Origin of the sequence: Micromonospora vinacea (assembly GCF_015751785.1) — a bacterium.
GTDB classification, from domain to species: domain Bacteria; phylum Actinomycetota; class Actinomycetes; order Mycobacteriales; family Micromonosporaceae; genus Micromonospora; species Micromonospora vinacea.
Genome location: NZ_JADOTY010000001.1, coordinates 879082 through 896640, shown reverse-complemented (window position 1 = coordinate 896640; position 17559 = coordinate 879082). Strand labels below are relative to the sequence as shown.

At 71.8% G+C, this 17559-nt stretch carries 15 protein-coding genes and 2 tRNA genes; 10 read left to right on the top strand and 7 right to left on the bottom strand.

Going from position 1 to position 17559, the window contains the following annotated elements; genetic code table 11:
* Positions 1-63: 63 nt before the first annotated feature.
* From IW249_RS04350 to IW249_RS04335, 4 genes are all read left to right on the top strand, one after another.
* Positions 64-573 carry a SigE family RNA polymerase sigma factor gene (locus IW249_RS04350; RefSeq protein WP_196919620.1) on the top strand — a complete coding sequence of 170 codons (510 nt, stop codon included), beginning with the start codon at positions 64-66 and terminating at the stop codon, positions 571-573.
* The gene (locus IW249_RS04345) at positions 563-1501 is read left to right on the top strand and encodes a hypothetical protein (RefSeq protein WP_196919619.1); all 939 of its coding nucleotides are present in this window, start codon (positions 563-565) and stop codon (positions 1499-1501) included. Before IW249_RS04350 ends, IW249_RS04345 begins: the two co-directional genes overlap by 11 nt.
* Before the next feature lie 88 nt (positions 1502-1589).
* Positions 1590-1663 (top strand) — tRNA-Met (locus IW249_RS04340).
* Between the two features lie 136 nt (positions 1664-1799).
* Positions 1800-1876: transfer RNA gene (locus tag IW249_RS04335), tRNA-Met, on the top strand.
* 115 nt (positions 1877-1991) lie between these two features.
* Here the strand turns inward: IW249_RS04335 and IW249_RS04330 are convergent.
* Positions 1992-5771 (bottom strand): S8 family serine peptidase, encoded by a 3780-nt coding sequence (locus IW249_RS04330; protein WP_196919618.1) that lies wholly within the window; start codon positions 5769-5771, stop codon positions 1992-1994.
* Between the two features lie 163 nt (positions 5772-5934).
* Between IW249_RS04330 and IW249_RS04325 the strand changes: the two genes are divergently transcribed.
* Positions 5935-6183 (top strand): hypothetical protein, encoded by a 249-nt coding sequence (locus tag IW249_RS04325; protein ID WP_196919617.1) that lies wholly within the window; start codon positions 5935-5937, stop codon positions 6181-6183.
* A 47-nt stretch (positions 6184-6230) separates the two neighbouring features.
* On the opposite strand, the gene IW249_RS04320 is transcribed toward IW249_RS04325, so the two are convergent.
* A complete protein-coding gene (locus IW249_RS04320; protein ID WP_196919616.1) occupies positions 6231-7550 on the bottom strand; it encodes an ABC transporter substrate-binding protein in 1320 nt (439 codons plus the stop codon).
* Positions 7551-7688: 138 nt separating this feature from the next.
* Here IW249_RS04320 and IW249_RS04315 point away from each other — a divergent pair, with 138 nt between their 5' ends.
* Positions 7689-8522: a phosphoribosylaminoimidazolesuccinocarboxamide synthase gene (locus IW249_RS04315; RefSeq protein WP_196919615.1), complete on the top strand. Its 834-nt coding sequence runs from the start codon at positions 7689-7691 to the stop codon at positions 8520-8522.
* A gap of 15 nt (positions 8523-8537) precedes the next feature.
* On the opposite strand, the gene glpK is transcribed toward IW249_RS04315, so the two are convergent.
* Complete coding sequence (gene glpK / locus IW249_RS04310) at positions 8538-10022, bottom strand: glycerol kinase GlpK (protein WP_196919614.1); 1485 nt, start codon at positions 10020-10022, stop codon at positions 8538-8540.
* A 106-nt stretch (positions 10023-10128) separates the two neighbouring features.
* On the opposite strand from glpK, the gene IW249_RS04305 reads away from it, so the two are divergent.
* Complete coding sequence (locus tag IW249_RS04305; RefSeq protein ID WP_091406120.1) at positions 10129-11067, top strand: ribose-phosphate diphosphokinase; 939 nt, start codon at positions 10129-10131, stop codon at positions 11065-11067.
* A gap of 209 nt (positions 11068-11276) precedes the next feature.
* On the opposite strand, the gene IW249_RS04300 is transcribed toward IW249_RS04305, so the two are convergent.
* On the bottom strand, positions 11277-11732 hold the full coding sequence (locus IW249_RS04300; protein ID WP_196919613.1) for an ATP-binding protein: 456 nt from the start codon (positions 11730-11732) through the stop codon (positions 11277-11279).
* Between the two features lie 119 nt (positions 11733-11851).
* On the opposite strand from IW249_RS04300, the gene macS reads away from it, so the two are divergent.
* Positions 11852-12985, top strand: a complete 1134-nt coding sequence (gene macS / locus IW249_RS04295) for a MacS family sensor histidine kinase (protein WP_196919612.1) — start codon at positions 11852-11854, stop codon at positions 12983-12985.
* A gap of 14 nt (positions 12986-12999) precedes the next feature.
* A complete protein-coding gene (locus tag IW249_RS04290; RefSeq protein WP_196924633.1) occupies positions 13000-13653 on the top strand; it encodes a response regulator in 654 nt (217 codons plus the stop codon).
* A 7-nt stretch (positions 13654-13660) separates the two neighbouring features.
* On the opposite strand, the gene IW249_RS04285 is transcribed toward IW249_RS04290, so the two are convergent.
* From IW249_RS04285 to IW249_RS04275, 3 genes are all read right to left on the bottom strand, one after another.
* Positions 13661-14233, bottom strand: a complete 573-nt coding sequence (locus tag IW249_RS04285) for a DUF5709 domain-containing protein (protein WP_112583682.1) — start codon at positions 14231-14233, stop codon at positions 13661-13663.
* Positions 14234-14322: 89 nt separating this feature from the next.
* A complete protein-coding gene (locus IW249_RS04280; protein ID WP_231392403.1) occupies positions 14323-15054 on the bottom strand; it encodes an ATP-binding protein in 732 nt (243 codons plus the stop codon).
* A 59-nt stretch (positions 15055-15113) separates the two neighbouring features.
* Complete coding sequence (locus IW249_RS04275) at positions 15114-16112, bottom strand: SDR family oxidoreductase (protein WP_196919610.1); 999 nt, start codon at positions 16110-16112, stop codon at positions 15114-15116.
* Positions 16113-16336: 224 nt separating this feature from the next.
* On the opposite strand from IW249_RS04275, the gene IW249_RS04270 reads away from it, so the two are divergent.
* Positions 16337-17536 (top strand): glycosyltransferase, encoded by a 1200-nt coding sequence (locus IW249_RS04270; RefSeq protein WP_196919609.1) that lies wholly within the window; start codon positions 16337-16339, stop codon positions 17534-17536.
* Positions 17537-17559 lie beyond the last annotated feature (23 nt).

Here is a 17559-nt window from a genome sequence, read left to right as displayed (position 1 = left end):
GCAACCTGCGACGCCGGTCCGCCGTCCTCAAAGCAACGGGGTGGGGACGAGGGGGAAACAGTCGTGCGGGACGCGCAGAGCTTCGATGACTCCTACCGCAGCACAGCCCGGCGGACGCTGCGGTACGGCTATGCGGTCGCTGGCGACCACAGTGAGGCGCAGGACCTGGTGCAGGAGGCGTACACCCGGGCCTGGCGGCAGTGGGGGCGACTGTCGTCGCATCCGGCGCCCGAGGCGTGGCTGCGGCTCGTGGTGGCCCGGCTGGCGACCGACCGCTGGCGGCGTCTGCACCGTTGGCGGGTGGTGCTGAGTCGTAGCGGACCGCCGGCGGTCGCACCCCCGCCCAGTGAGGACGGGGTGCTCCTGGTCGGAGCGCTCCGGCAGTTGCCCGCCACGCACCGGCAGGCGCTGGCCCTGCACTACCTCTTCGACATGTCCGTCGAGGAGATCGCCTGGGAGACCGACGCACCGGTCGGCACCGTGAAGTCCTGGCTGTCCCGAGGCCGGTCCCGGCTGGCCGCGCTGCTGCCCGACCTTTGCGCCGTGGAGTTGGAGGCGAACGATGTCAGTTGAACTCTCTGACCTGTACCGGTCGCTCGGCGCCGTCGCGGACGGGCATGAGCTGACGAATCCCGAGTCGCTTCGGCGGTTGGCCGACCGGCGGGCCCGAGCCCGGATGGCCGGCTCGACGCTCGCGGTGGCGCTGCTCGTGGGCGGGGTGGCCGTCGGCGGCCGACTGGCGTACCCGGCGGACGGCTCCGCGCCGCTGCCGCCGCCCGCCGACACCCCTGGCCCGCTGCCGACCGGGGCGACAGCGACCTCCCGGCCGTCACCCAGGCCGACCCCGGTGTCGACACCGTCGTCGCCGCCGCCGTCACGAACCACCCCGAGCGGTACGCCGTCGCAGCCGGCCACCGGCCCGGCGGCACCCCGGCCGCCCACCTCGATCCCGGACCGCGCCTTCTTCGTGCTGGCGGCTCCGAACCGGACCGGACTGGAATCCTCGGGGGAGGGTCCGGCGCTGCCGACGCTGTGCGGGACGCGCCTGTCCAGCGACTCGGCAATGGTCCAGCGCCGTGGTCGCTACCTGGCCTACAAGTTGCCGGAGACGCCGACGGGGCACGTGCCGGATGGCAGCTACCGGCACACCATCACCATCTACCGGGCGGGCCGCGCCGACGACGCGTTGCGGGAGCTGCGGCAGGCCGTGCGCGGTTGCCCCGACCAGAAGCTGCCCGACGACAGCAGGACGTGGCGACAGCGGCTGCTGACCTCGGGGGTGTACGGGGATGAGTCGGTGCTGTTCGAGATGCGGGCCCCGATGCCGGACGGGATGGGCGAGCCGGGTACGGAGGAGGTTCGGCTGGTCCGGGCGGTTCGGGTCGGTGAGGTGGTGACGGTGCTCTGGGAGCAGGGTTGGGAGCACACGGCGGCCGTTCGGTCCCAGGTCGATGCGGACAGTCGACGGGCGGTCGCGGCGATCGAGAACTGGCTCGACTGACAACGGCCCAGGTCAGAGCTGTCCGGGTCGGCGGTATCGGAGTCGCTTTGCGGTGTCCCGGGTCGGTGCGCTACGGTTAGCGAACCGACGCGGGGTGGAGCAGCTCGGTAGCTCGCTGGGCTCATAACCCAGAGGTCGCAGGTTCAAATCCTGTCCCCGCTACGAGAGAAACACCAGTTCGAAGCCCGTCTCCGGTTCGCCGGGGGCGGGCTTTCGACATTCCGGCTGCCGGGTCGCAGTGGTTGGTGACCCCCGCTGATCATCGCCGGGAACGGGTGGGTTAGTCTTAACCAGTCGACGCGGGGTGGAGCAGCTCGGTAGCTCGCTGGGCTCATAACCCAGAGGTCGCAGGTTCAAATCCTGTCCCCGCTACCACTGAAAGTGATATGAGTCCGGCCCCCACAGTGTGGGGGCCGGACTTTTTTGGTGCCGGTGCGCAATGCGGGCCCCGAGGGGGCCGGCGCCGCTCAGGCACCGGCCCCCGCTGGTTCTACCGCAGGCCGAAGGCCCGGGTGACGGTCTGGGTGACGCCGCCACCGTTGCGCTGCCTGGCGGTGACCCGGATCGACACGAAGTCGGCCCGCTGCGGCGCGTTCAGCGACGCCTGCCAGGTGCCCTTCTTCTCCCTCAGGTCCTGCCGCTGCCAGGTCGCCCCGTCGTCGTAGGAGATCTCCAACTGGAGCGACGACACGCCGTCGCGAGCCGCGGTGCTGCCCACCACCACGGGCGTGATCGCGAAGTCGGTTCGGCGCTTCGTCCGACCCGCGAAGTCCACGTCCGTGCCGTAGTCCAGTTGGACCAGCGGAATGGCCTGCACCTCGGTGCTGCCGCCGGAGACGAAGCTCCACTCGGTGTGCGTGGCGGTCGAGTACGGGCTGAACTCGGGCTTGCCAGTGGTCTCGACGACCAGCCGGTACGGCAGTCTCTCCGGCGACAGGTCACCCGCGCCGACCTCCGGCCAGCCGTCGAACTGGGTCAGCAGCTTGTCGCCCTGATAGAACGTGGCGATCTGCGACATGCTGGCCCCGCCGCTGTGTGCGGCGCCCGCGTCGCCGAACCCCTGGATGTAGGCGCTCATGGCGGTCTCACCACGGAACGGGATCTCGGTGCTGAGCAGCCGTGGCCGGGTGATGGGACCGAACCAACGGTCCTTCTGGACGCTTCCCGGCCGGTAGGCGATGGCCTCCGTGTTGGACCGCGCCCAGTCGGCGACGTCGGCGTACTGCATCCATTTGATGCCGCCACCCGCCGAGACCCAGTCGGTACGTGGCCCCGGCGCGACCGGCTCGAACGGGAACGGCCGTGCCGCCGCGTACTCGTACGGCGGGAAGTCCATTCGCGTCTCACTGGACTGCTTGCCCGGGGGCGGGGAGAAGGTGAGATCGATCCGGGCGAGGTTGCGTGGGTCGGTCTTGGCGGACGGGTCCTTCGGCACCCCGCCCCGGTGGTAGTCCACCAGGTCGTACAGGTACTTCGCCCTGGGGTGGGCGACCACTACCAGTCGTAGCGGGTTGCGGCCCGAAGCGGTGATCTTCTGGATCAGCGCCTCGCCCTCGTCCATGGTCACCGAGGCCACCGGGATCGGTCCGGTCGTCACGGCGTCGGGGTTGCCGTACCAGTCGCTCTTGCGGCCCGCCCCGTCGTTGACCACGACGAGCATCGCCGCCCCGGCGGTGTGCGCCGCCGCTGCCTGATCGGCGGGGGTCACCGAGTCGTTGCCGCGGACGACGACGGCCTTGCCGCGGGCGGAGAGACCGGCGTAGTCGGCGGTTCCGCCGACGCCCGCGAAGACGGCGTCCAGGCGCGAGGTGCCGTCGGGCAGCGGCGGGGAGCCGGGCTGCACGAGCGGGTCGCTGAGGTGCCGGCCGTGGTAGCTGATCGCCAGCGGCGTCTGCTCGGCGCGGATCCGGGTGGTGAAGACGAAGCTGCCCTTCTTCACCTTGTCAGTGGTCGGCAGGGCCCACAGGCTGTCGTAGGCGGCGCCCGGCCAGAACGTCTCGCGCAGGGCGCTCCAGTCGGTGGGTGTCGGCTCGCTCGACGTGAAGGAGCGGTAGACGTCGATTCTGCTGTTGACGACGGCGGTCGGCTGGGGTGTCGCCACCTTCACCTGGCGGGCCCGCGCGGCGTCGAGTTCCACTACCCGGTTCGTCGTGAGGTCGACCTCGGGAGCGGTCAGCATCGCGAGCCCGAGGGAGCGGGGGCCGTGCAGGCCCTCCACGTCCGCCGCCGTGACGACGGTGTAGGAGCCGGGCGCCAGGCGGGCGGTGAGCGTGCCGTCCGGCACCCACATGAAGGCGGAGCCGGTCTCGGCGTTGACCACCTCGACCTCGCCGCTCATCGGTCGACCGGCGCGGTCCTTGAGGTGGATGGTGAGGTCGTACTTCTTGGACTCGACGGCGACCCCGACGGCCGTGTGCACCTCGCCGGCCGCGAAGCGGGCCGTGACCTGGGCGGAGTACCTGCCGGCAGGAAGGCCCGCCGGGGCCACCACGACCTCGGCCGTAGCGCTCGCCCGAGCGGGCACCGTGACGCGGTCCGTCGTCGCCGTGAACGTCTGCGCGGGGGAGGTGCCGCGGTCGACGGAGAGCTCCACAGTGATCGGGCTGTCAGTGGTGTTGGTGTAGGTGATCGTCCGCTTGATCGGCTGTGGGGTGCTGCCCGGCGACCACCTGACGAGCCCGGCGTCCACCGAGCCGGACGCGATGACCTGGTCCTGGTGGTAGGCGGCGGCGACGTTCAATCGGCCGCTGCCGGCCTGGTAGGCGTTGTAGTCGGGCGTGCGGACGCTGGTGCCCATCAGCGCGTCCTTGAGCTGCCGCGCACTCCAGGTCGGGTGCTTCTGCGCCAGCAGGGCGGCCGCCCCGGCGACGTGCGGTGCCGCCATCGAGGTGCCACTGTCGGCGTAGTAGTAGCCCTCACCCCAGGGGATGTGCTGCGAGCGTGCCGCCAGCACGTCCACCCCGGGAGCTGTCATGTCGGGCTTGAGGGCCTCGTCGTTCATCCGGGGCCCGACGCTGGAGAAGCCCGCCAGCTGGTCGGAGGTGTCCACCGCGCCGATGGTCAGCGCGGCGTCCGCGGTGCCCGGCGCACCGAGGGTGTACGGATCTGGTCCGCTGTTGCCGGCGGCGACGACGAAGAGCGCGCCGGTCTCGGCGGTCAGCTGGTTGACGGCCTGGCTCAGCGGGTCGTCCTGGGTGTGCCACGCGCTCACGCCGAGGCTCATGTTGATCACTTTGGCGTGCTCGGCCCGCGCCGCCCACTCCATGCCCGCGATGATCCCCGAGATGGACCCGCTGCCGTACTCGTCGAGGACCTTGCCGATCACCAGGTCGGCGTCGGGGGCCACGCCCCGTTCCTTGCCGCCGGAGGCGGCGCCCGTGCCGGCGACGGTGGAGGCGGTGTGGGTGCCGTGCCCGTTCCGGTCGATCACGTCCTGGCCGGAGATGAAACTCCGGGAGGCCACCACCTGGTCGGCGAGATCCGGGTGGGTGGTGTCCACCCCGCTGTCCAGGACGGCGACCCGGACACCGCTGCCGGTGCCACCTGCGGCCCACGCCGCGGGCGCGCCGACCTGGGCGGTGGTGTCGGCCAGGGTGGCCTTCGCCTTGCCGTCGAGCCACACCTTGTCGACGCCGGCCGCGAAGGAGGGCGTCGGGGTGGCGGCGCTGCGGCCGGTCGGCGACTGTCCATTGGTGAGGGCCGACCAGAAGTCCGAGGCCTGCGATCGGCGGGTGCGGATCGCCTCGCCACGGACGGAGGGAAGCTCCAGCGTGGTCTGCGCGCCCGGCAGCGTGGTGCCGGTCCGGAGCTTCGCCACACCCGTCGTGCGGGTGACGATCAGGGGGAGTTCGGCGGTCCGCGCGTCGTCGTAGCCCTGGGCGATGAGCTGGGTGACGTCGAACAGCTGCTTGTCGAGTCGACCGGTGGCGAGGTACGGCAGCGCCTCGTCCGGGTACACATAGGTGTCCCCGCCCTCGGTGGAGATGCGCACGGATCCGGTGGCACCCGGCGCGCGTTTGACGTCCACCGAGGGGGTCGCGCCGTGGACGCCGGGGGTCACCGTCACCCGGTCGCCGGTGATCAGCGTGACAGTGGCGGGCGTGCGGTCCGCGTTGCCACTTGGAGCGGGTCTTGTCGGCGGCGGTGTGGGAGGTGGGGCGCCGTGCGCCGCAGTGGGGGTGAGGAGCGCGGCGACGAGTGTGACGCCGACCGCTGCCGCCGCGGATCTTCGGGTGTGAGAGATCCGCGCACTGTCTACAGAGTTGACCATGAGGCGAATCCGATCACCTCAAGAGATTCATGTAAAGATCATCATCTTTGCCGGGACGTTGCGAGCACGTTGCGCGCCGGCCGGAGAGTTCCGGACGATTCCGGTTCCGTGATTCGGCGTGGACCGACGTGCCGAGGTTGCACCCTTCGGCGAGGATGGGCACATGTCTTCATTCGGTAAGTGGTGGGGCCGCCTCAGCGCGGTCTTCGGTGCGGTCGTACTGGCGGTCTTCGTGCCCGTGGCGGCCTGGGCGTCCACGGGCACCGGCGAACTCGTGGTGGAGGCCGCTCGGCGGCGAAGCCGCGGCGGCTTCGGGATACTTCCGCTGCTCTGCTGCCTGGTGGTGGTGGCGATCGTCGTGTTCCTGGTGCTGCGGCTGATGCGCAACCGCCGGGGTGGCCCGCCGCGCTGACCGGGCCGGAGACACCGACGGGTCACCCAGCGGCCGGCCGCCGGTGCTCACACCGCCAGGGCCGCGATGGCCTGGGACAGGAAGCGCGCGGTGGCCTCGCGGGTGCCGTCGCGCTTGACGCGGATGCGCTCGGCGGCGGTGACCAGCAGGGTGCGCACCTTCGCGTGCCCCTTGGGTGGTGGGGCCGGCGCCGGCCCGAGCTGGTCGGCGATGCTGGCGCCGAACGCGGCGGCACGCCGCTGGGCCGAGTCGATGATGCTGCCCTCGGCGTAGCGGCGCACCGCGGCACTGGGGTTCAGCCCACGCTCGTGGCCGAGGACCGTGCCAACCTCACCGTTTGTGGTCAGAAAGTTGATCACGTCGGCGACCGCGTCCGGGTGGCGGGTGCCCCGGAACGCCGCCCAGTACATCGACGCCCGCGCCCACTGAGCGCCGGGCGGGCCGGGAAAGCCGACGATGCCCAACTCGGAATCGGTGAGTCGTTGCAGCTCGGGCAGCTGGTGGGACCACGCGAAGGACGCAGCGGTCACCCCGTTCACCACCAGTTGCCGGGCCGGCTCGCCGCTGTCGGCCTGCTCGACGAGCGCCGCGCTCGGCGTGGCCCGCCCCCTGCGGGCCCGCTGCCACAGCTCGAACCACGCGATCAGCTCGTCCGCGCCGAAGCCGAGCTGGTTGCCCCGGTAGAACTCGCCGCCCTGCGACCGCAGCCAGAGCCAGAGCGCCCGGTAGTCACCCGACCCGTCCATGGTGCCGGCCACCTGGCCGTCGCTGGCCTCGGTGACCTGCGTGGCCCAGGAGATGTAGTCGGGCCAGCTCATCCCGGCGCGTGGCTCCGGCATCTGCAGGTCCCGCAGCAGGTCCCGGTTGAACACCACGACGCCGTGGGTCTGCCCGGCGGCCACCGCCATCGTCCGCCCTTCCACAGTGCCGTAGCGGATCAGGCCCTCCGGCAGGCCCCGGAGATCCAGGTTGTGGTCGGTGAGGTCGAGGATGACCTGACGTTGCGTGTACTCGGTCAGCATGGCGTCGTCGATCTGGATCAGGTCCGGTACGTTCCCGCCGCCCGCCTGGGTGGCCAGCCGGTCGTAGTAGCCGTCGGCGCCCTGCCAGGTGACCCGGAAGGTGACCCGGGGGTTGCGATCCGAGTAGAGCCGCAGCGCCTTCTCGGTGAGCTCGGCCCGCTTGGTGCCACCCCACCAGAAGACCGACAGCTCGACGGGCCCGTCCTGGGTCGAGGTGGCGGCGCCGTCGCTGCAACCCGCCAGCCCGCCGGACGCGAGCAGAGGTGCGCCGAGCAGCGCGCCGAGCAGTCGGCGCCGGCCCGGGTCGGCACCGAGGCGGTCGAGCGGGGGTCGAACAACGGGCACGGGGCTCTCCTGGACCTACTGGGGTGGCGGTCGGACCATTCACGCAGGCAGCGCACGAAGGTGTCAACGTCCGTCCGGTCACCCTCGGCTGGGTGGTCGAATCAGGCCCTTCCAATGTCGCGTGGTGTACTAGGGCGCGTGGAACTTCTGCACTCGGGCAAGGTTCGGGACGTCTACGCCGATGGCGACGACCTGATCCTGGTCGCCTCGGATCGCATCTCGATCTACGACGTGGCGCTGCCGACGCCGATCCCGGACAAGGGCCGCCTGCTCACCGCGCTCTCCCTCTGGTGGTTCGAGCAGCTCGCCGACCTGGTGCCAAACCACGTCATCTCCGCCACCGACGTGCCCGCCGAGTTCGCCGGGCGGGCCATCCGCTGCCAGCGGCTGGACATGCTCCCGGTCGAGTGCGTCGCTCGCGGCTACCTCACCGGCGGCGGCCTACGGGAGTACGAGCGGACCGGCGCCGTCTCCGGCGTAGCACTGCCGCGAGGACTGGGCGAGGCGTCGATCCTGCCCGAGCCGATCTTCACCCCGTCGAGCAAGGCGCCGATGGGGGAGCACGACGAACCCATCACGTACGACGACGTGGTGGACAAGGTGGGCCAGGCCACCGCCGAGCGGCTACGGCAGATCACCATCGACATCTACCGGCGCGGCGCCGAGCTGGCCGCCGACCGGGGCATCCTGGTCGCCGACACCAAGATCGAGCTGGGCTGGGCGCCGGACGGCACCCTGGTCCTCGCCGACGAGCTGCTCACCTCCGACTCGTCGCGGTTCTGGCCCGCCGAGTCGTACCAGCCGGGGCGGGTGCAGTTCTCCTACGACAAGCAGTACGTGCGGGACTGGGCCACCGGCAGCGGCTGGAACAAGCAGGCCCCTGCCCCGGACATGCCGGCCGAGGTGGTCGAGGCGACCCGGGCCCGCTACATCGACGTCTACGAGAAGCTCACCGGTAACCGCTGGGAGTGACCGCCGGACCGGCGGTCACTCCACCCAGTCGAGGGTGCGCTGCACGGCCTTGCGCCAGTTGTGCAGCTCCCGATCGCGCAGGTCCGCCGCCATTGTCGGCCCCCACTGCGCGTCCGAGCGCCACTGTGCCCGCAACGTGGCCAGGTCCGGCCAGAAGCCGACCGCCAGGCCGGCCGCGTACGCGGCGCCCAGGCACGTGGTCTCGGTGATCCGGGAGCGGACCACCGGCACGTCGAGCACATCGGCGAGGAACTGCATGAGCAGGCCGTTGGCGGTCATCCCGCCGTCCACCCGGAGCCGGCGCAGCGCCACATCCGAGTCGGCGTTCATCGCGTCGACCACCTCGCGGGTCTGCCACGCCGACGCCTCCAACACCGCACGCGCCAGGTGCCCCTTGGTGATGTAACCGGTCAGGCCGGCGATCACCCCGCGGGCGTCGCTGCGCCAGTGCGGGGCGAACAGCCCCGAGAACGCCGGCACCACGTAGCAGCCGCCGTTGTCGTCAACGGTGCCGGCCAACTCCTCCACCTCGGCGGCCGTGGAGATCAACCCGAGGTTGTCCCGCAGCCACTGCACCAGTGAGCCGGTGACCGCGATGGCGCCCTCGAGGGCGTACGCCGGTGGTTGGCCCTTGATCTGGTAGGCGACCGTCGTGAGCAGGCCGTGTGTCGACGGGACCGGGCTGGCGCCGGTGTTGAGCAGCAGGAAGCTGCCGGTGCCGTAGGTGCACTTCGCCTCGCCCGGCTGGAAGCAGGTCTGCCCGAACAGGGCGGCCTGCTGGTCGCCGAGCGCGCTGGCCACCGGCACCCCGGCGAGCACCCCGCCGGCAGTGCCGTACACCTCGGCGGAGCAGCGGATCTCCGGCAGCATCGCCGCCGGCACGCCCATCGCGTCCAGCAGTTCCGGTGCCCAGTCCAGGGTCGTGAGGTCCATCAGCATGGTCCGGCTGGCGTTTGTCACGTCGGTGACGTGCTCGCCCGTCAGCTTCCAGATCAGCCAGCTGTCCATGGTGCCGAAGAGCACCTCGCCGCGCTCGGCGCGCTCGCGCAGGCCGTCGACCTCGTCGAGCAGCCAGCGCAGCTTCGGCCCGGCGAAGTAGGTGGCCAGCGGCAGGCCCGTCCGGGCCCGGAACCGCTCCTCGCCGTACGCCGAGGCGAGCTCGCGCAGGAGCGGCCCGGTCCGGGTGTCCTGCCAGACGATGGCGTTGGCCACCGGGCGGCCGGTGGCCCGGTCCCAGACGACTGTGGTCTCCCGCTGGTTGGTGATGCCGACGGCGGCCAACCCGGACGCGTCGGTACCCGCGGCCCGCAGCGCCTCGGCGACCACCTGCTGGACGTTGTCCCAGATCTCCTCGGCGTCGTGCTCCACCCACCCCGGTCGGGGGAAGATCTGCCGGTGCTCGTGCTGGGCCACGGCGACGATGTCCCCGGCCCGGTCGAAGACGATGCACCGCGAAGAGGTGGTGCCCTGGTCGATGGCGGCGACGTACTGGGGGGTCACCGCAGCACCGTACCCGGACGACGGCGCGGCGCGACAGGCGTCACTGTGGGTGGGTTCCGGCCCGCCGCCGATCGGCGGCCGTCCGCTTCCCCTACGATGTGCGAACGTGCGCGACATCGCAGTTTTCAGTGGAACCGCCCATCCCGACCTGGCTGCCGAGATCTGCGCCCACCTGGGGGTGCCGCTGCACCCGGTGCGGGTCTCCCGGTTCGCGAACGACTGTCTGGAAGTCCAGTTGCAGGCCAACTGCCGGGAGCGGGACGTCTTCCTGATCCAGCCGTTGGTGCCGCCGGTGCAGGAGCACCTGGTCGAGCTGCTGCTGATGATCGACGCCGCCCGGGGTGCCTCCGCCGGTCGGATCACCGTGGTGCTGCCGCACTACGCGTACGCCCGGTCGGACAAGAAGGACGCGCCACGGATCTCGATCGGCGCCCGGCTCGTCGCCGATCTGCTCACCTCGGCCGGTGCGGACCGGGTGCTCGCGATGACCCTGCACTCGCCGCAGGTGCACGGCTTCTTCAGCGTCCCGGTGGATCACCTGCACGCGCTGCGGGAGCTGGCCACCCACTTCCGGCGTTACGACCTCAGCAACACGGTGGTGGTCTCGCCCGACCTGGGCAACGCCAAGGAGGCCGCGGCCTTCGCCCGGCTGCTGGGCACGCCGGTCGCGGCCGGGGCGAAGCAGCGGTTCAGCGACGACCTGGTCAAGATCAGCGCGGTGATCGGCGACGTGACCGACCGGGACGTCATCGTGCTGGACGACGAGATCGCCAAGGGCAGCACTGTGGTCGAGTTGATGGAGCATCTGCGGGGCCTGAAGGTCCGGTCGATCCGGCTCGCCTGCACGCACGGCCTCTTCTCCGGAGACGCGTTGCAGCGGCTCAGCGACCAGGACGGTGTCCTGGAGATCGTCTGCACCAACACGGTGCCCATTCCGGCCGCCAAGCGGGTCCCCAAGTTGCAGGTCCTGTCGGTTGCTCCGGCCCTGGCCGAGGCGACGCGCCGAATCCACAACGGCGAATCCGTCTCCGCCCTCTTCGCCTGACCCGCCCTCGCCTACCCGCGCGATCTTGCGGTTTCTGTCGCGACATAAGGGATATTCCACTCATCCAGACAACCGAAACTGCAAGATCGCCGAAACGTCCGGGCTGACCTGCGTCGATCATGGAGTTGTGGTGCCTCGCATAAGGGGCGGACGTGGAGCTGTCGCCCACCACGACTCCATGATCGACGGGCGGGGGCGGGGGGCGGGGGTTAGCGCGGGGTGGGGTTGTGGGTGGTCAGGCCCGTCGTGATGCGGACGGTGGTGCCGGCGTTGCCGGTGACGACCTCCATCGCGTCGGTGAGCTCACGGGCCAACCAGAGACCCCAACCGCCGGCGGTGTCCGGGGCCGGTCGGCTGCGGTCGCCCAGCCGCTGCGGGGTGATCCCGTTCCCGTGGTCGGCGACCTCGCAGACCAGCACACCCGACTCCTGCCAGAGCCGCAGCCAGCCGCGCCCGCCGCCGTGTCGCACCGCGTTGGTGATCAGTTCGTTGATCGCGAGCACGAAGTCGTCCAGCCGTTGGCCGCTGAGTCCCGAGGCGTGCGCGCAGGAGGTGACCGAGTGTCGAATCTCGGTCACCTGGGCCTGGTCGAAGGCCTCGGCGATCAGGAGGGCAGGTTCGATGGGCACAACCGTACGCGGTGCGTGCGGGTCTGCGTTCGTCATGGGCCCGTCCCGGCGGCGCATCTCGGAGTATTTCGCGGCTTTTCCACCGTACGTCAGGGTTTCCTGAACCGCACTCGCTGCTCGCCGTGCGGCGGCCCGGTTGTGGCATCCTGACCGCCATGCCGTCGCCGCCGGGTGGATACGAGGTGCCGCTGTGGCGTGCGCTCACCGTGTTCAGGCTGGCGTCCCTGGCGTACGTCTGCGCGCTCGCGGTGCGCGACGCCGACCGGTACGCCCACCCGTACGCCGTCGGCGCCCTGATCCTGCTGATGATCATCTGGACCGGTGCGACAGCGATCGGGTACGCCCGCCCGGCCTGGCGGCGCTGGCCGCTGCTGCTGGCCGACCTCGGGGTGGTGATGGCCATCGTGCTGGCCACCCCGTGGGCGGTCGGCCGGACGGCGCTCAGCCACGGCGTACCCACCCTGGGGGTGGCCTGGATGGCCGGCCCGGTGCTGGCCTGGGCCGTCTCCGGCGGCCGGCGGCGGGGCACTGTGGCCGCGCTGCTGGTCGCCGGCGCGGACCTGGCCACCCGGGAGCGGATCGGCCAGTCCTCGTTCACCGGGGTGATCCTGATGCTGCTCGCCGGAGTGGTGGTCGGTCACGTGGCCCGGCTGGCGGCGAGCGCCGAGGAGCGCCTGCAGCGCGCGGTGGAGCTGGAGGCCGCCACCCGGGAGCGGGAGCGGCTGGCCCGGGACATCCACGACTCGGTGCTCCAGGTCCTGGCGCTGGTGCAACGGCGCGGCGCCGACCTGCCCGGGGAGGCTGGTGAGCTGGCCCGGCTGGCCGGCGAGCAGGAGGCTGCCCTGCGGGCGCTGATCGCCGACGCCGGCCCGGCCGCCGGCAGCCCCCCGGACAGCGGCGAGGCGGTGGACCTGCGGACCCTGCTCGGCCGGTACGCCTCCGCGACGGTGGCGCTCTCCGCCCCGGCCACAGCGGTGCCGCTGCCGCGACGGGTGGCCGGTGAGTTGGCCGCCGCGACCGGCGCGGCCCTGGACAACGTGGGACGGCACGCCGGTGGGCGGGCCTGGCTGCTGATCGAGGACGAGGGGGCGACGGTGACCGTGTCGATCCGCGACGAGGGGCCGGGCATCCCGGACGGTCGGCTGGACGAGGCCGCCGCCCAGGGTCGGCTCGGGGTGACCCAGTCGATCCGGGGCCGGGTGGCCGACGTGGGTGGCACGGTACGGATCGTGTCCGGCCCCGAGGCCGGCACCGAGATCGAGCTGAGCGTGCCGAGGTCACCGCTGTGAACCCGATCCGGGTGATGGTGGTGGACGACCATCCGATGTGGCGGGAGGGCGTGGCCCGCGACCTGACCGAGGCCGGTTTCCTGGTGGTGGCGACCAGCGGCGAGGGACGGCAGGCCATCCGGGTGGCCGCCGCTGCCCGGCCCGACGTGGTCGTCCTCGACCTGCAACTACCGGACATCTCCGGCGTCGAGGTGATCCTGGGGCTGCGCGCGGCACTGCCCGCAGTGCGGGTGCTGATGCTCAGCGCCAGCGGCGAACAGCAGAGCGTGCTGGACGCGGTCAAGGCCGGAGCCACCGGTTACCTGGTGAAGTCGACAGCGCCCGCCGAGTTCCTGGAGGCGGTCCACCGCACCGCGGCCGGCGATGCGGTCTTCACCCCCGGCCTGGCCGGGCTGGTGCTCGGTGAGTACCGCCGGCTGGCCGCCGGACCGGGGCGGGGGACCGGCCCGGCCGGCGCTGCCGAACCCGCGACGCCCCAGCTCACCGAACGGGAGACGGAGGTGCTGCGGCTGGTGGCGAAGGGGATGTCGTACAAGCAGATCGCCCAGCGGCTCGGCCTGTCGCACCGCACCGTGCAGAACCACGTGCAGAACACCCTGGGCAAGCTGCAACTGCACAACCGGGTCGAGCTGACCCGTTACGCCATCGAACGCGGCCTGGACGACTGAGCGGACGTCACACCGAGCGCGGCGGCTCCGTCTCGTGGATGGCCAGTTCCTCGGCGGTCGCCCCGCCCCCGGCCGATCCGGCGTCGTACGCCACCGAGTCGGTCTCCTGGTCGGTGTGCGACCCCTCGTCCGGTTCCACCAGCCGGCCCACAGTGGCGTCGGCCACCGTGCCGAGCTGACCGTGGTCGTAGAGGGAGACCGGTGAGTTCGGGTCCGAGGTCGGCCCGGGATCCATCACGTCGGCGTCCAGCTGAGCCTCCGCCGCGGCTTCCAGGTTGTCCGCCTCGAAGGCGATCTTCGGGTCGATCGTGCCGGCCAGCGGGTCGTCCGCCGGGCGCTCGTAGACCTCGCGGTCGAGCTTGTAGTCCAGGGACTCACCGTCGAGCTGCTCCTCGGCGGTCGTTCCGAACCGGTCCACCGCCACCGGCGTCCGGTCGCCGGGCAGTTGGGCCGGGTCCGGGCCGTCCGCCTCGCGCCCGGTGAGGACGTCGTCGTTGGCGGTCGAGTCGTCATCGGCGGTGTCGGGCAGCCCTTGCGCCTCGGTGTCGGACACGGGGGTCGGGTACTCGTTGTCGCGCATGTCTGATCACTACCCGCTGCCCTGCCGCCATAACCGGACGACCTTCGGCGGTACGCCGCCGAACCGGGCGGCGACGGCGAAAGCCCCCGTCAGACGGCCTCGTCGTCCGGGTGCAGCACGCACCAGACGACCTTGCCGTCCGGTACGGCGCTGCTGCCCCAGCGGCGCGTCACCGTGTCGATCAGCAGCAGGCCCCGGCCGCCCACCCGGTTCGGCGGGGATATCCCGGCGAACGTCGGCCGACGCGGGGAGTGGTCCCGAACCGCCAGGTGCAGGGTGCTGTCCTGGGGCGCCAGCCGAACCGTCATCGGGGTCTGTGCGTGCGCCACCACATTGTTGACCAATTCGGTGACCGCGATGCACGCCGGGTCGGTGAGCGTCGGCATGCCCCAGCGCTCGCAACCTGTGGTGACCAGCTCGCGCGCCAACCGGGCGGCCCCCACCGCCGGGGCCAGTTCGGCCGTGAGCACCGCAGCCAGGGGCGTCGCCGCGACCGCGGCCAGCGCTTCGTCGAGCGTCGGCCAGGCCGGCACGTTGGCGAGCGCGGCGTCGGGGTGGGCGGGCCCGTCGACAGCCGGGTCACACAGCAGCAGATCCGCTGCGGGCCAGTCGGCGACCTCCCGGCGGACGTCGGCGAAGACGCCCCGCCCGGCCGAGTCGACGACCCGCAGACCGGTCACGTCGGCCACCACCGGACCGGGCCGGTCCACCAGGCGGGCGAGCAGCGCGCCGCGTACCGTCTCGGCGCCGGCGGCGTCGAGCACACCGGTCAGCCGGACCACCGCTGACGACTCGTCGATTTCCACGAGACAGCTCGACATGATCGTCCCATTGTGCGCGCCGGTGACGGTCAGCGCATTTGGGCGCTCGACATCGGCCATCAGTGGTCCGACCGGGAGCGGCGGCTGATGGCGGCCAGGGTGCCGACAGCGGTGCCGGCGGCGGCCAGACCGAACGCGGCGGTCATCCGCACCAACTGACGTCGTCGACCCTGCCAGCCACCGTCCTGGCGGCCCTGAGCGTCGGCGTGGAACACGTTGCCGCTGCTGTCCACCCGGGCGCCCGGACCGAACTGGGTGCGGTGGGCGTACCAGCCGAGGGTGCGCTCCACCAGCGCGGGCGCCAGCCGCCACTGCAGACCGATCAGCCGGGCCGCGCCACCGGCGTACGCCTCGCGGCGGGGCCGGCGCAGCAGCCGGACGATGGTCTCGGCGACCACCTCCGGCGGGTAGATCGGAGGAGGCGGCACCAGTTCCCGGCCGCTGTGGTTGCCCGTGTGCCGGAAGAACGGAGTGTCGATAGTGGCCGGCAGCACTGTGCAGACGGAGATGTGGCCCCGACCGGTGACCCGCAGCTCCTGGCGGACGGTGTCGGCCAGCCCTCGGATGCCGTGCTTGGTGGCGTTGTACGCCGACTGGTACGGCATGGCTACCTCGGCCAACACGGAGGCGTTGTTGACCAGCACACCGCCACCGGCGGCGCCCAGGTAGGGCAGGGCCGCCTTGATCCCGTGCACCGTCCCGAGCAGGTTGACCTCCAGCACCCGGCGGAACTCGGCGACCGGTATCTCGTCGAACAGACCCACGGCGCTCACCGCGGCGTTGTTCACCCAGGCGTCGATCCGGCCGAACTCGGCCGCCGCCTGATCGGCCAGCCGCCGCACCGAATCCAGGTCGGTCACGTCGGTCGGTACGACAAGCGCCCGGCCGCCCAACTCCCGGCAGCGCTGCGCGACCTGTCGCAGGGCGGGCTCGCTGCGGGCGGCCAGCACGACGGCGGCGCCCCGGCGGGCCAGTGCGTAGGCGGTCGCCGTGCCGATCCCGCTGGACGCGCCGGTGATCACCACGGTCGAATCGTCGAGACTGCGGGTCAGCGGCATTCCTGATCGGTACCCCCGGCCGGCCCTGGTCACACCGACCACGGCTTGTCGATCATCGTCGAACCCCGCTGTCGTGTGCCGCCTGTGCTTGCCGTGGCGCAAGTGTCGGTGGCACTCGCGCTGACTCTTCCTGATCTGCCAGGTTTCGGCTCAGCGTCGCGGGGTTAATGGGACGCTCTGACCGGGAGGACCACCGCCGAGGAAAGATCGCAGGGAGGTGACCCATGCGCGTCGGCCTCGTCTGCGCGCACGCCAGTTCCTACCGCCACGCCGACGGCCCACCGGTCGGCACCCGACAGCACACCGCGCGGGTCGCCGCCGAGCTGGCCGAGCGAGGCCATGACGTCCGGCTCTACGTGCGCCGGGACGACCCGACGTTGCCGCCGACGATGAACGTCGACGGCTACCAGGTGCACCAGGTGCCCGCCGGCCCGCCCACCCCACTGCCCACCGCCGAGCTGATCCCGTACGTGACGGAGGTCGGCCGTTGGCTGGCCGACGACTGGTCGGGTGCCTGGCGGCCCGAGGTGGTGCACGGGCACTACTGGGTCGGTGGTCTGGCCGCCGCGCACGCCGTTCGGGAGACCGACATCCCGGTGGTGCAGACGTTCCACTCGCTCGGCATCGAGCAACTGCGTCACCTGGGCGGCCACTACGACGGGCCGGGCCAGCGGATCACGCTGGAGCGCGCGTTGACCCGGGCGGTCGACATCGCCGTGGCCCAGTCCAACGACGAGGTAGACGAGCTCACCCGGATGGGTCTGCAACGTAGTTCGGTCGCGTTGGTGCCGGCCGGCGTCGACATCGACCTGTTCCACCCCGACGGCGAGGCCGCACCGCGCGAACAGCGACCCCGCATCCTCTCGGTGGGCTCGCTCGCCGCCGGGCACGGCCAGGAGGACCTGATCCGGGCGATGCGGCTGGTCGGTGACGCCGAGCTGGTGATCGCCGGTGGGCCACCGGCCGACCAGTTGACCAACCACGCCGAGGCGCGACGACTGCGTGAGCTCGCCGAACAGCTCGGCGTCGTCGACCAGGTACGGCTCGTCGGGGCGGTGCCGCACGACCAGATGGCCACCTGGTACCGGTCGGCGGACGTGGTCGCCTGCACGCCGCACTACTCCTCGGCCGGGCGGGTCTCACTGGAGGCGATGGCCTGCGGGGTGCCGGTGATCGGCTACGCGATGGGCGGCCTGGCGGACGCCGTCGTCGACGAGGTCACCGGCCGCCTGGTGCCCCCCGGTGACGTACGGACACTCGGGGTGTCGCTACGCCGGCTGCTCGCCGACAACGCCGGTCGGTTCGCGTACGGGCACGCCGCCGTGGACCGGGTGCGCAGCAGCTACACCTGGGAGCGGACCGCCGGTGCGTTGGAGCGTCTCTACGAGCGGGTGGTGAGTCGTCGCAAGCCGGTCGAGGCCTGATCGGGTGATGCTGCGGCACCTCT

Excerpts from the sequence above, each read along its gene's own strand:
- IW249_RS04345 (WP_196919619.1), top strand. The coding sequence starts at position 563 with ATGTCAGTTGAACTCTCTGACCTGTACCGGTCGCTCGGCGCCGTCGCG.
- IW249_RS04330 (WP_196919618.1), bottom strand. The coding sequence starts at position 5,771 with ATGGTCAACTCTGTAGACAGTGCGCGGATCTCTCACACCCGAAGATCC.
- IW249_RS04325 (WP_196919617.1), top strand. The coding sequence starts at position 5,935 with ATGTCTTCATTCGGTAAGTGGTGGGGCCGCCTCAGCGCGGTCTTCGGT.
- IW249_RS04300 (WP_196919613.1), bottom strand. The coding sequence starts at position 11,732 with ATGACGAACGCAGACCCGCACGCACCGCGTACGGTTGTGCCCATCGAA.
- macS (WP_196919612.1), top strand. The coding sequence starts at position 11,852 with ATGCCGTCGCCGCCGGGTGGATACGAGGTGCCGCTGTGGCGTGCGCTC.
- IW249_RS04290 (WP_196924633.1), top strand. The coding sequence starts at position 13,000 with ATGGTGGTGGACGACCATCCGATGTGGCGGGAGGGCGTGGCCCGCGAC.
- IW249_RS04285 (WP_112583682.1), bottom strand. The coding sequence starts at position 14,233 with ATGCGCGACAACGAGTACCCGACCCCCGTGTCCGACACCGAGGCGCAA.
- IW249_RS04280 (WP_231392403.1), bottom strand. The coding sequence starts at position 15,054 with ATGTCGAGCTGTCTCGTGGAAATCGACGAGTCGTCAGCGGTGGTCCGG.
- IW249_RS04275 (WP_196919610.1), bottom strand. The coding sequence starts at position 16,112 with ATGCCGCTGACCCGCAGTCTCGACGATTCGACCGTGGTGATCACCGGC.
- IW249_RS04270 (WP_196919609.1), top strand. The coding sequence starts at position 16,337 with ATGCGCGTCGGCCTCGTCTGCGCGCACGCCAGTTCCTACCGCCACGCC.